Raw genomic sequence first — 13,725 nt, 5'->3', positions numbered from 1 at the left:
TTTCTAACGATTAAAAAAGAAATATATAGAGGTCCCAAATGAAAGCAGCCTATATTAACCGTTATGGGAAAATCGATGATGTACAGCTAGATGAACAGCCTAAACCATCTATTTCAAAAGATTCGGTACTTGTTAAAGTTCATGCTGTAAGTATCAACCCGCTTGACTTACGAATATTAGAAGGTGAATTCAAAGCGATTTTACCTGTTAAGTTTCCATTTATTTTAGGTAATGACTTTGCAGGAGTAGTTGCTCAAGTTGGTTCAAATGTTACTCAGTTTAAAGTCGGTGATGAAGTCTATGCCAAGACAGATTTAAATGGTGCTTTTGCCGAATACACAATCGTTCAGCAATCCTCACTTGCACTAAAACCTCAAAATATTTCTATGGAGCATGCTGCATCACTGCCACTTGTATCCTTGACCGCATGGCAAGCATTAGTAGAAATTGCAAAAGTTAAATCAGGACAAAAAGTATTGATTCATGCTGGCTCAGGTGGTGTAGGCTCGATTGCAATTCAACTTGCTAAACATCTCGGTGCAACTGTTGCAACAACGACAAGTGGTAAAAATACTCGCTGGGTCAGAGAACTAGGCGCAGATATTATTATTGACTACAAAACCATGGATTTTGAGCAAGAATTGAAAGATTACGATGTGGTCTTAGACACTCAAGGAGGAAAAACTCTAGAAAAATCGTTGAACGTTATAAAGCGTGGTGGTCGTATTATCAGTATTTCTGGACCACCTGACCGTACTTTTGCTGATGCAATTAATGCAAATTGGTTACTAAAATTTATCATTCCGCTTTTAAGCTGGTCAATTCGTAATAAAGCAAAAAAAAGAGACATTACCTATTCATTTTTATTCATGCAGCCAAATGGTCATCAGCTCTATCAAATAGCCGATCTTGTTGAGGCTGGGAAAATTAAACCTATCGTTGATAAAGAATATCCATTCTCACAAATGAATGAAGCTCTTCAATATGTAAATACTGGACGTGCAAAAGGCAAAGTCGTTGTACAAATCGCAGACTAGTTTCTCAGATAAAAATAGGCATTTTTGATGCCTTTTTTTATTCCAATCCTGAACCTATCGCTGTAAACCTTTCTGAATGTCTAGAACAGACTTTAAATAATTAATCTGTTGATGTTACTCTCGCATAGCACTAGGTGCATCTTCGATACCACTACTATTGGTATGTAAACAAATGAGTTTTCCCTACTCACCAGCTGCTCTCCATGTGGTGTAAAGCCCATCAATATCTTTTTTGGTATGATTTTACAAAGCAAAAACAGTATCACCAATCGCTAATAATTGTGCTCGCATTAAATTAAAATCAACTGCATCTTTACCAAAAGAAGGTGCCCATAGTAACCAAGGTCAAAACTAGGACTGTTAAAAGCCTTTCTAATAAAAATATTTTTAATAAATTGGCTGATTTAGATAAAGAATTTTGGTGGAGGTGGCGTCAGTTTAACTAAACCAATAACACATTGTTTTATATTAGTTCTATTCATAAAAAATAGACCAAATTTACCCTTTCTCCCCCTCATCTTTTTGAAATTTTCTTTATAGATTAAAATTCTTATCTAATAATATTAGAGGGGATACACGTTTTCTCAATCCAAACGTAGGGTGAGTTTTTACTCTTCGATGATTAGTACATCAGATCACAAGCCAAATATAAATTATATGGGAGCTTCAACCTAACGAAATTAATACTCTTTAATAACTCAAATAAGTTCAAATAATCAAGTAACTACACACCTAAAAATGTCCAAAAATCTGCTCATTTAGAAAGTTAAAAAAATCAGTTCCTAAAGTAACTCTATCCCCTTGAAATTTTCAAACACATTAAAAAATAATATATGTAATAGATTAAAATAACTTTAAGAAATTTAAATAGTTACCAATTTTTGTAGAAGTTTATCTCTAAAATATTGGTAACTTTTTACATTAATCTTATCCTAATCAAATTTTACCAATTTAAAGGAACTAGAGCTGGAGGTTTTTTCCAAGGTATTTCAACTAGTGATTGCTGAAACCAATCATCACTTAAATTTGCATGTTCTGTAACAATAATTTGAAAATCTTTAACTTCATATTTAGAATAATCATATAATTTTTTAAAAAACTTTGTTACAGCTTCAATATCACCATCAACCATACTTTCAACTGTTCCATCAAGTTGTTGATAGCTTTCAACAGTAGGAAAATAAACTTGTGATGGCTGATCTATCATTAAAAATTTTGGTAACGGCCTATTTGCTGTATGAGCATATTTATGCAGAGCAAGATATGTATCCACATGATGGCTTAAATGATTCTGAGCGCTACCAGTTCTATTCATTTTAATTGGGCTACCAAGCCTATCAAATACAACAGTTAAATTTTTCAAGTCAAATCTAGCGGGATATTCACTAAATTCTGTTTCAGAATTCTTAAGATATTGACTTAAATAGATAGAAATATTTGATAAAACAGAATCTAATTTAATATCAATAGACTCACTATCAATATCTTTTTTTAACCTTTCTATTAAATCTTGACACCTATCACGATCGTTCACAACTCCAGTGTCAATTGAGGAGAATTGAAATGTTTCTAAAAAGAAACTAACTCTCCCTTTAACTAGGTTTTGTTGATCTACAATAGTATTATTTCCATCACCATTCAAAACTAAAAGAGAAGATAATCTTAATTCTTTTTCTTCGATTTCACTATTAATATTAAATATTTTATTCTCTATATTTTCTATCAATTCACCTAAAAATGGAATCTCTACGTTAGAAGAGTTCAATTCTTCTTCTAAAGATTTAATTTCATTATTTATAGATGTAAAAATATTACCGTCGGGAAAGTTATCAAACATACTTTCTTTTATACTATTAAACACATATATAGACCTCAGCCTATCAATTTGTTCATCTACTTCCCGATTAAAACCCAAAGTATATTTCTCATTTTCCCTTAAATACTTAAGATTATCTAACAACTCTCTTCTTTTATGTTTCAAATCCTTCAATTCACCTTCAATAAGATTTATATCTAAATCAACTAAACCTCTTACAATATTGCCTTTATAATCCTGAACACCACTTAAAGCATCTATAACCTCTGAAATTGAGAATACTTCATCTAATTTATTTTCAATTAAGTTAACACTTAATGCTTCTAAATATAGTTGTTTTGCTTGCTGCAAATTCTCAGCACTATCATCCTGTAAATTTTTAACCCTTTTATTTAAGATTTTCAACTCTCTTTCTAAATCTCTTAATCTACGCTCTTTGGCAATTTGTTCATCATCTACTCCACCAAATATTATTGGAAAACTATCTTTTATAGTTTGAGGCTGATAGGACTCATTTTGTCTATATAACAATTGATCTTTATTAGTAACAAGGCCTTGTTTTAAAAATAAGTAATAAAATGTATGTTTAACATTTACCTTAAAATTATCACGTGAGTGATGAACTGCTACATTAGTATGATTATTACTTATACCCAAAGCATCAGAAAGTGTATCTACTACGTAATCATCATCTGTATTTGGGTCTAAGTCTTCATATTCTGGTGGAATTAAATTCACTCCTCTTCTGAACATTACCTTTGAACAAGAGGAGTTACCATGAACAGGTGATGGTTTTGCTATCATTATCTCCTCATCTTCAAAAGAGTATATGACAGCAAACCAAGATACCTTTTCTTTTATAACACCTTCGGGAACATTAAAACTACTTCGTCCCATGCAATACTCTATTATTTCAAAAATAGCAGACTTACCAGTTGAGGATTTACCAGTAATCACATTTAAGCCATTTAAGTTAAAATTCAAATCCCGTCTTTCCCCAGAATTATTAAATAAATGTATGGACTTAATTTTCAAGGTTTAATCCCCAATGAAATGTATATAGTTGAACGATCTTTAATTTTTGCTAACTGTTTTCCCAAGTATGAAGCTAATTTAATTTTGTCTTGTGACATCTTACTGTTAAAATTTAATTTCTTAAAATTAATTTTTTTAACATTGACTTTACCTTTATCATCAATATGAATAGCATCAGCATAAAGTAGGAAAACAATTGCCTCTAACGTAAAAAAATTTAAATCTTTAACTCTCTTATCTAGTCCACAGACTATTACAGGATTATCTTTTATATTTTTTAAAAGATAAGTTCTATTCTTAGATAACAAATATAAAGATGTAGGTTCATGAAAGCATAATGGTAAGATTAATAAACTAAGAGAAAATGGCATACCTTCACCACTTACTATTTGATAATTCTTAATAGCATGATAAATATTAAGTGCACAAAAAGCCGGATTAAATAGATTTCTTACCTCAACAGGCCGTTCTTGCCAAATATTCATTCTATACTCTCAGATAATAATAACGATTCTAGTCTTTCCTTGAATTCAAGATGCCACCCTACGCAACTATTTTTATCATGAGCTAGAATATGATATCCCCCCCTAACGACAAAGGGCTCACTTACCCTTTCTCTTAATCTCAAAGCTGGATAGTTGCCTGTATCCATTTCAGCCCATTTATATAATTTTTTACCAATTTTTATCATTTCTTCTTCAACAGCAATATCATCACAATCATCTATAAGGACGTCCTTATATCTTACTAATTCATCAACTAACCTTCTTTCAAATGATTCTATTTCACTAGATAAGATTAGGTGATGACGGAGCCATTCTGCTCGCTGTTCAAATGCTCTGTAATAATCAATAATTGCTGAACGGATACGATTAGTAGAAATATTTACTAATTTTAACTGTCTTACGAATCTCCTATTATCTGTATCAGGATCGATATCATCTGGCTCAATATCTCTCCATGTAATTGGTAAATTATCTAATTTGTATTCATCAGCTAAAGAAGTCATTTTGTCAGATACTTCATAGCCGCTAAGCGGTTCTTCTCTTTTTCCTATCAACAATGCAATAATTTCTTGATTCCACCAACTTTCCAATCTTTCAAAAACATATGCTTTACACTCACGGCGTATAGTCCTTAAATGTCTTTCTTTTATTAGTTCTGCAATTTTATCAATACGTGGGCTATCTTCGACAATGACTATTCTGGATATAAAGTCATTTAATATTTCTCTTTCTTCATATTCTTTAAATTTAACTAATACTTCTCGTACAATTTTAGCTTCACTATCTGTAGCTATATGAGTTAGCTGCTCTTTTAATGATTTTTCTAATCCACTTTTATCAAAACCAGGTTTGAAATATTTTAAAATAGAGCTTTCGCTAATGGTATTAGTTGTCATTAAATAAAATTGAAGATTACTATTTTCGAAACCATATTTTTCATAACGATCACACCAAACTCTGAGCGACTTCCAGAAATCAGTTGCTAAATTAGTTAATCTTTCACCTTCTGCCTTATGCTTTAATGATGCTAAAGTCTTTATATTTTTCTCATTATCGACAAAGTCTAAGTCATCATCTTTTTCAATAAAAACAGATATACTTTCTGGAAGCTCTAGCAAGTGATATAAAGCAAATCTAGGTTGGTAAATATAACCAATTCCTTGCGCCCCTGCTGAAAACTTGTCTTGCTTAGTCGCCATCCCCCAGCCTCTGAAATTAATAATTTATTTTTTATAAATATTAAATTATTAATAATCCAAAAACAATCTAAATTATCAATCTAACCTTAAAAATCTTAAAAAATTAAATTATATGAGCCTAGAATGTCTTTTTCAGCGTGATCAAAGGATTATTTTTACCTTACAAGTTCAGTCTAAACCATAATAAATTTTAAAAATATTTATCTTAGGTTATGACTTCATCCAATAAAATCTTAATATGATTCATAGAAATAATATATTAATTTAAATTAAAACTATTCTATAAGTAAGCAAGTCTTCCTCACTTTTCACTTCAAAGCTGTTTCCCATGTAACATGATACTCCCTACGGCTAATACTGTTTGTATTTACTCTATTCAATCATATCCAGTCATTAGAGAAAGCTTACCATTGTTATTCTTTAATTTTACTATTTCTATGATTCAACTCTGATTTCAATTTTATCAAAAAAATAAATTCAATTGAAAAAAATAGGGAGCATCTGCTCCCTATTCACGACTAGCTAACTTAGCTTCAATCCATTGATGAATCTCCCAAGCTGACCAAGCAATACGTTTTTTCGAGATCGTAACTTTCTTTGGAAAGGTTGGATCATAGTAAGGCGAGTTTTCATCCATCATTTCATATATTGTCGAACGACTTACGCCTGTAAATTCAATAACCTTTTTAATACTAATAAGTTGATTCATTTGAAAAGTTTGACCTGTGAACGCATTCATGATGTTTTCTCCCAATCAATGATGCGAGCGCAATTTCGCTCAAATAATAGAGCTCGCCGTAAGAAAAAACATTCTGCTTTCATCCGATCAATTCACCGATTGGACCGACTGCTGTAATCCTTTTTGAATGTCCTGAACATGAGTTAAATCATTAGGTTGCTGACCCTTCTTTGAATTCGCTTCATCCGTATAAAACTCTTCAACAATATCCAAGCCCTCTTCACCTCCTACCTCAAAATTAGCGTTGCCATAACCTTGCCGTGCCACATGATCTAAAGCCTCCTGATAAAACCCTACTGCCTTGCTTTGTTCCTCAATCTGCTTGGCAGAAGTAATTGCCTCCTGCAAATTGATACCATCCCGTAGTGTCAGGTCCACATAGTAGATCGGTGTTCGATAACTTTGCGTCGTGCTCTTACCCCGCAAGGTCAGTTGCAATGGCAGACATGAAAGTAGATCACCTGAAGCTGCATGGTAGTAACGTAGTCGTGCTGCCAAAGTCCGGATACTGTTAAAGCCTGTGGTTCTAAAGATGAATGTCCCTAGCTCATCCGACTCATCTAAGTTGACGTAAAGTCTGCCATAAGGCTTACACTGTCCACCATGAGCCAAAGGACATAAATCAGGTGATGGACATGGATGTTGTTCAACTCCGTTTTGTCCAAGTCGCTGACAGGTTTCACCATTACCAGTACAGATTGGCCGACCAGTTTGTCGGTCGAATAGAGTGTACTCAGCTCGTAGATTGAGTTCTGGATCATTAAAGATCATACGGACTGGAATAGTTCTGAGTTTCTGGTTTTGTGCCTTGGCTCTTAGCTGCTCATCCAGTGGGTGTTTCACCCAGCCATCCTTATTCTGAATTTGGCTAGTAATCGTAAATTGATCATCCTTTTCAGGGACACGCTTGCCATTTTTCTCGACGATCTTGCCAATACTGATACGTCCCAATACGGGTGGCGTGATTGCTAAACCTTTAATCATGTTGTTTTCCTCTGCGGTAATTTTTGACGATTGCCCCTTTGATATGTGTAAGAAGCAAACATTTTTTAAATGCATAAATTCTGCGCAGAACAGTCCATTTAGTCGTCAGTAAGTACTTCACGGTACTTGCTGGCGACGGGGGCTGTTTTGCGCTTTTTTGATGAAATCGGCTTTGGGGAAGTGATGTGGAAGTTCAGTAGGATTTGCTTAGGCTAATTCAGTTGGATTAATCAGCATCTGTATAAATCTGGAATCGACGTGTGCCCTGTTTGTTTTGTGGGAACTGTTGTAAAAACTCAGGATGCTGTTGCAGTAAGGTTCTACTGTCTAAACTGACCGAATCTTTCGATTTCTTCCAAGTGACTGAACCTGCCTTAAATATGGCTCGTTCTGAGTCCTGCATCTTGACTTGGATTTGATACTTCAACTGATCAAAACTGCTCTGGTGTTGTTCCAGCAGATGACGTTGTTGCAGTAATTGCTCAAAGTAATGATTGGCTGTGACATCCTCAGATAGATCGGTAGTGCTGAGTGGTGTGTGGACTGGATATAAAAGTTGTAGTGCTTTGGCTGCTGATTCAGATGCATCGACATCAGGCGGTACATCCTTTTCTACACATTCCCAGAAGTAGCGCTCTGCATCCACAATGTATTTGATCACTGTTTCACTGCGCGTCACTTTAAAGATTCGGGTTTCATGTCCACAGATCAAGGCACATATATGGGCTGCCTGTTTTCCTGTGACTGCCAGTTGATGTTGTACCTGGCATAAAACATAAAGCGGTACACCATCCCGCCAGAGTTTTGAACCATATTCCCCTACTGTTTTACATTCCAAGATCTGAACTTCTTCATGACCCACCACGGCATAATCCAAGTTAGCCAGCATAAAATGTTTGTCTTCATCAGGATGCTGTAGCACTGCATTGAGGCGACGAACTTTGTGATTGGTATGCATGCTGTAGTATTGCGCCACCAACGGTTCAAGCTGCTTGCCCCAATATAACGGTGCATAGCCTGCACTTTCATCCTCAATGTTTTGTTGCATCCTTCCTGTTTTGATCATCCACAACTCTAGCATCGACATATACGGATTGAGTCCGCAGGCCGTTGCTGCATCACTGCTGCCAATGCCCTGTTTTCTGACTTCTAGCCATTGTTGGTAGTTCAGTTTTTTGGTGTTAGCAAGTCGTTTTGCTGTAAGGGCTTTAGTTTTTCGTGGTTGTTTATTCAGTCGGTCTCGTTTGGTTCGAGTTCCTACTTCAATCTGTTGAGTGGATTGATTTAAGTTGGGGAAATAAGGCTGTAGCGGTGGATGATTTAAAGTGTTTTGAATTTGAGTAAGACTATTCATTACATCTATTCCTGTATGAGTAAAATCGTAAAAGCTGAATTTTGAGCATAAAAAAAGCCACATCTGGAAATGTGGCTAAAAGGTGTTGCTGTGCTTGTACGGTGTTACCGTATGCTTAGGCTAAAGGAGCTGGCTTAATTGAAACTGAATTTAGGCAATCATTCGAAGTGCTTGTTCCAAGCCTCGTTGCTTAATTGCTGCTCCTGCTCCAAACCAAGCTGAATCGAGTCGGTGATCGGTACTCATGGCTCGACGTTCATGGTCACAAAATTCTGTGATGCTGCACAATAATCCATAAGCGGTATCCTTGGCTGAACTAAGTTCTGCCCCTCGTCCATGTCCATTAAACATGGTCATCACTTTAGACATAGCTCGTCCATTCGGTTCAGTTTTATTGTCTGATCTGGATGACTGAGTTTGCTTCGGCATCGCTGCATTTCGATAAAACTGAATAATGCTTTCATCCTGTTCTGCCACACTGAGATTGGTATTGTTAAATACTGCATCAAAGTAAGCTGCCGCTTCTTGCTGTGTCACTTTACGCTGACTCAGTTGTTTCATTTCATACATGTGTTCATCCCATGCACGAACGGAAATACCAAGTTGCTGTTTGACTTTCTCTGCATCGAATCGAGTGCTGTGTGGCACTTTGACCACACCTGCACTACCTTGCTGACTGCGTAAGGCAATGGCTAAGGTGTTGTTACACACCACTCGAATACTGGTGAATTGTGCCGTGGTAGCTAATGTGCCATCACACGCAGTTGCCAATAAAATATAGCCATTACTGACATCCTTACCCTTGAGTGCTGATGTCTGTCCAGTCTTAGCCAATGCCCAAAATTTCTTACCACCTTTCAACACACCTGCGGTTTCCAGTTCAAAGCCAGATTGTTCTGTTAAGTCTCGATAGAACTCCATAATTTCCATCGGTTGGACTTCTTGAAAGCGTTGACTCACCACAGATAAAGGCTCATGCGTGTCTGAGCGATATAAGACCCGTTGTTCCTGATACGGCAAGATCAGATTTTGCTGTTTGTGGTTTTCAGCCATATAACTGACATCGGAGGACTCAATCCGCCAATCCATACCTGCCTGCTTTGCCCACACCTCAATCGGTTGGTTTGGGCTCAGTTGATTACCTAAGCCATGCCAAGGGGTTTGTCCAGTGAATGCCATTGTTTCAACTAAATGTGCCATAAGAATAATTCCTGTATCAATTTTAAAATGGGTAAAAGGTTCGGTTTGAATTTTGCTGAATACTTAATTGCGTAAATTAGGGCTAAAGCTGCGGTCACAGTGATTGCAGTAATACTGTCTGCGATAAGTTGGGTGTAGCGGTTGTTGCTGTTCATCCTCGGTGATCAACATCCAAATACCGCCAATCAACACTCCAACAATTGCACCTGCAATCGGAGGAATGTTTAAACTTTTGGAAACACTGACACCCAAGGTGGCAAGTGCCATCGGTGACATCACGCTATTGGAAATAGGGTTATTGGTTGAAGTACTGGGTAAATGTTGCGGGGATTGTAGTTGTACCGTCTCTCGGGACTGGCAATAAGGACATGGCAAACTCATTGTGGTATTTCCTCTAAATGAATAAAAAAAGCCTGCTGGGGAAGCAGGTAAAATGATGGTTGTGTATTTGAAGCATTGCTCTCATTTAGATGCTATGTATTTGTATTTTTTTAGAATGCGTTTTTTATCATCAGTTTTAGGTGATTTTTGAATGAAGGTTAAACAGATCAATTGACCTGTTTTTTATCAACGATTATGATGCAAGGGCTGACCTACATTGTCAGTCGGTTTTAGCAGACCGTTGTATATAGCGCATCAGACTTATTCTCTTCTGAGGGTAAGTTCTATGTGAAACCTTCTCGTCCCCCTTTACGGTAGAACGGGAGGGGGACGCGTTCGCGCGTGCTGGTTCTATATGCCCAGTCTGCTAACCCCTTTTCGTTCTGCCACCATTATTTAGCAGTAATGCGGTAGAACTTCTAATGCATATAGGAGTCAACCATGACACATTTTACTGTGCTTTATTCCCCTGCACTTTCTAAGCCTCTCTGGCATTTCATGCCAATTCATTTATCGCACGCTTTCGCTGTGTCCTGATTAATTCAAGGCATTAATCAACTACTGCATCCATTTTGGTCAGTGGTGTTTTGTGCTGGATAAAAATCATGAAATTCAATGCACCGCTTAATTGGCTTGTCCTAATTGTGCTCAGTAACAGCATAGTTAGAGCCTATGACAGCCAAGCAGAATGTATTTGAAATTACAGTCAATTTCATAATTCATTTTAAAAACTTAAAAAATATTGGATGGGGAAATAATAGGATGAAATACGTTTCAATTGCGCTGCTCACCAGCCTTACGTTGGTCGGCTGCTCAAAACCACAACAAGATGATGTACAGAAAGAAGAGCTATCTCAAAAGACTGAAAAAATGTCATTGGATGATGATACCCCTACACAGGCTGTTTCTTCTCCTTTGATTATCGCTCGCAATCAAATTACACCTCCGCTAACAAAGACTGGAGAAAACTTTCAGGAACTCATCAAAGATGAGGGATATTTTTCTTTTTATCCGCCGTATAAAACCATCTCTGGATTACAGATGTTTGCTGAAAATGACGATGTTGCAGAGTATTGTGGAAACTGCCTGCATTTCCAGTCCGTTCTGAATGATTTAAGAAATGTGTTGGCTTTAAAAAATAATCAAGTTTTAGTAATCGGACATACAGGTCAACAGTTTCCAGCATTCACTTTTGCTTTAGGTGATGACTACTCTTTGCGTGCAGCTCATGATACAGCTATCAATTATATAAGATCGACGATGCAGGTGACTCCACCGCAAAAAGATCAATTTGAGAGTACAGAACAATATCAACAACGTATTCAGACACTTCAAAAAGAACTGGATACTAAAAATGCCAATCTCAATTATGACTTAAAGCTTTTAGAAATCAGTCTAAATGCGACTTCTTCACAAAGTCAGTTCATACCGAGCAGCTACACACCCAATGATCGACCAAGTGGTCCGATTGATGATTTTGTTTACTACGATGCTGACTCGAAACAATTACATTTTGAGAATATGAATTTCTCATCTGATCTTATTGTGAATTTTACTGCCCCATCTACGCCTGAGTTAGCACAAAATATCATTACGGCTGGTGGACAAAAATATGTCGGTTACATTTTTAACTTCAACAATCATAAATTGGAATTAGATAGCTTAGTCATTTATCAAGCCAACAATACGCAAGCTGATTCAGCAAATGAACCGATCGCAATCCTTGAACCAAGTACCATGTCCTTTCAACGCAAACATTTCGACGGCATAGAAAATGCGCCATTAAAGAAATTTGATGTGACACTTAAAAAGCCAATCCCTTTTGATTTTAGCTTGGATAACTACACGCCGATCGAGAAGGTATTTAAAAAGATCGATGAGTAATTCCCACTTTTATAAAAGTAAGAAATTGATTGACCTAACAATTAAATACACAGGGCTAGGCTTTCGCCCAACCCTGTAGATCACAATATTCGATTAAATATAGGCATGTGTAATGAATTTTATTCCATCTGTTGTTTTATCCAGTGTGTTGCTGCTGACTTTAACCGCATGTAATTCAGGCAATGATGCATCAAAAAAAGACACTCAAACAAGCGAGCATAGCAATGCTGATGCTACTGAAACGCCCCCTCAATCCGAGGATGATTTTCCAGCCGTTGATAAATCCTTTTTAGAAGATGAATCATATAATGCTGAGGAAGTGACTGAACCCACGGTGCAGGAACAATTTGAAGTCCGTGTCCGTCGTGAAGAATCACAATACTCTATGACAGGTTATACTGACCTATTGAACATTATGTCCTTGAGCGATGCTCCAACCACCATCACAGGCGTTTTAATCAACCGTGGCAATTGTAGAAGCAAAGGCACTTATGATTACCAAAATATGCGTTATGGCTCTGTGGCAAAGGTCTACTTAGGCTGTTCCGCAGAATACGTGCGTGAAGTAACGGTCACCACTAATAGTGGCTTGACCTATACCTATAATTTCTAGGCATTCGCCCATTCATGCTTCAGTGGATTAGTGGTCTAAGCGCATTGTTTTTCTTAGACCACTGTTGAACTACAACTCAATTGATTTTACTAAACAAAACTAATTCAGCTTTAAAGGGATGCGTTCGCAGTCAAAAGTTTTGCGACGAGTTCGCATCACCCTCAAATAATGATTTTTACTATTCGCATTAAAATCACTCTTGAGCAATTGCAGGATACGCTGAATCTGCCTGTCATCTTGGCAATTCACTGACCAGCCTTTCTTGGCTTGCTCCTCAATGTGGGCTTCACCATAACCATTACTGAGTTCTTCCCACTTCGCTGCCAGTTTATTGGCATGGTCAGATAACTGTGCTTGCCCTGCGTAAATGAAGTAGATCTGGAGGTAGTAACCTCGTTCAGGATGATGTTTCATTTTCCAGATCACTGAATGGATGCAACGGAATAAATTGATCTCCCTTGCCCTAACCTCTCTTAACAAGGCATAGACATAACATTCAAATTCGTGAAATGCTAATGACGATACATCTTCCCTGATACCCAACCGCATTGGAAAGATCATTAAGCAGTCCTTGTTTTGTACTAAATCCAAGAAGAAACGTTCAACCTTTTTCATTTCAGCTTTATTCTGCTTCTGATCGTATTGATGACCATGCTGTATCAATTCAGATTTTGACTGGATATCAGCGATCATCAACTGAATCACATGATCAGGTAGGTCTTTAATATTTTCATACAGCTTAAATTTATTGGCTTGAAACAAGGCTCGTTCAATCTGCTTAAAAATAATGATGGAATCAACATAGTCATAACCCGCAATAAAAAAACGTCTAGACTTGATGATTAAAGGAACAATTTGTTCCTTGAATTGTTCACAACTGATTTGGTCATCTACCACATCCTTGATAAATTTTTCAATTTCACAAAAGGTTTGAGCTTCGTTGTAGGTCGTCATGAGAAAACACATCCTAGGTTATT

At 36.6% G+C, this 13,725-nt stretch carries 12 protein-coding genes; 3 read left to right on the top strand and 9 right to left on the bottom strand.

The annotated features are described in order from the left end of the window. Window positions 1–38 precede the first annotated feature (38 nt). Window positions 39–1,037 carry an NADP-dependent oxidoreductase gene (locus tag MMO42_RS14255; protein WP_241321008.1) on the top strand — a complete coding sequence of 333 codons (999 nt, stop codon included), beginning with the start codon at window positions 39–41 and terminating at the stop codon, window positions 1,035–1,037. Window positions 1,038–1,980: 943 nt separating this feature from the next. On the opposite strand, the gene MMO42_RS14250 is transcribed toward MMO42_RS14255, so the two are convergent. From MMO42_RS14250 to MMO42_RS14215, 8 genes are all read right to left on the bottom strand, one after another. Next, window positions 1,981–3,888 (bottom strand): DUF3732 domain-containing protein, encoded by a 1,908-nt coding sequence (locus MMO42_RS14250; protein ID WP_241321007.1) that lies wholly within the window; start codon window positions 3,886–3,888, stop codon window positions 1,981–1,983. Further along, window positions 3,885–4,373 (bottom strand): three component ABC system middle component, encoded by a 489-nt coding sequence (locus tag MMO42_RS14245; protein ID WP_241321006.1) that lies wholly within the window; start codon window positions 4,371–4,373, stop codon window positions 3,885–3,887. Before MMO42_RS14245 ends, MMO42_RS14250 begins: the two co-directional genes overlap by 4 nt. Continuing rightward, on the bottom strand, window positions 4,370–5,593 hold the full coding sequence (locus tag MMO42_RS14240) for an ABC-three component system protein (RefSeq protein WP_241321005.1): 1,224 nt from the start codon (window positions 5,591–5,593) through the stop codon (window positions 4,370–4,372). The genes MMO42_RS14245 and MMO42_RS14240 overlap by 4 nt, the downstream gene beginning before the upstream one ends. A 508-nt stretch (window positions 5,594–6,101) precedes the next feature. Continuing rightward, window positions 6,102–6,332, bottom strand: coding sequence for an AlpA family phage regulatory protein (locus tag MMO42_RS14235; protein WP_101237609.1), 231 nt, complete (start codon window positions 6,330–6,332; stop codon window positions 6,102–6,104). Between the two features lie 87 nt (window positions 6,333–6,419). Continuing rightward, window positions 6,420–7,316 (bottom strand): hydrolase or metal-binding protein, encoded by an 897-nt coding sequence (locus MMO42_RS14230; protein ID WP_241321004.1) that lies wholly within the window; start codon window positions 7,314–7,316, stop codon window positions 6,420–6,422. Between the two features lie 226 nt (window positions 7,317–7,542). Next, complete coding sequence (locus MMO42_RS14225) at window positions 7,543–8,670, bottom strand: lambda-exonuclease family protein (RefSeq protein ID WP_241321003.1); 1,128 nt, start codon at window positions 8,668–8,670, stop codon at window positions 7,543–7,545. Between the two features lie 150 nt (window positions 8,671–8,820). Continuing rightward, window positions 8,821–9,870, bottom strand: coding sequence for a DUF932 domain-containing protein (locus tag MMO42_RS14220; protein WP_241321002.1), 1,050 nt, complete (start codon window positions 9,868–9,870; stop codon window positions 8,821–8,823). Window positions 9,871–9,933: 63 nt separating this feature from the next. After that, window positions 9,934–10,251: a hypothetical protein gene (locus MMO42_RS14215; protein ID WP_241321001.1), complete on the bottom strand. Its 318-nt coding sequence runs from the start codon at window positions 10,249–10,251 to the stop codon at window positions 9,934–9,936. A gap of 762 nt (window positions 10,252–11,013) precedes the next feature. On the opposite strand from MMO42_RS14215, the gene MMO42_RS14210 reads away from it, so the two are divergent. Continuing rightward, complete coding sequence (locus MMO42_RS14210) at window positions 11,014–12,135, top strand: hypothetical protein (protein ID WP_241321000.1); 1,122 nt, start codon at window positions 11,014–11,016, stop codon at window positions 12,133–12,135. 112 nt (window positions 12,136–12,247) lie between these two features. Continuing rightward, complete coding sequence (locus MMO42_RS14205) at window positions 12,248–12,748, top strand: hypothetical protein (RefSeq protein ID WP_241320999.1); 501 nt, start codon at window positions 12,248–12,250, stop codon at window positions 12,746–12,748. A 99-nt stretch (window positions 12,749–12,847) separates the two neighbouring features. On the opposite strand, the gene MMO42_RS14200 is transcribed toward MMO42_RS14205, so the two are convergent. After that, window positions 12,848–13,702 carry a hypothetical protein gene (locus MMO42_RS14200; RefSeq protein WP_241320998.1) on the bottom strand — a complete coding sequence of 285 codons (855 nt, stop codon included), beginning with the start codon at window positions 13,700–13,702 and terminating at the stop codon, window positions 12,848–12,850. Window positions 13,703–13,725 lie beyond the last annotated feature (23 nt).

This window comes from Acinetobacter sp. ANC 3882 (assembly GCF_022549545.1).
In the GTDB taxonomy this organism is placed as follows: domain Bacteria; phylum Pseudomonadota; class Gammaproteobacteria; order Pseudomonadales; family Moraxellaceae; genus Acinetobacter.
This window is presented reverse-complemented; position numbering and strand designations above follow the sequence as displayed.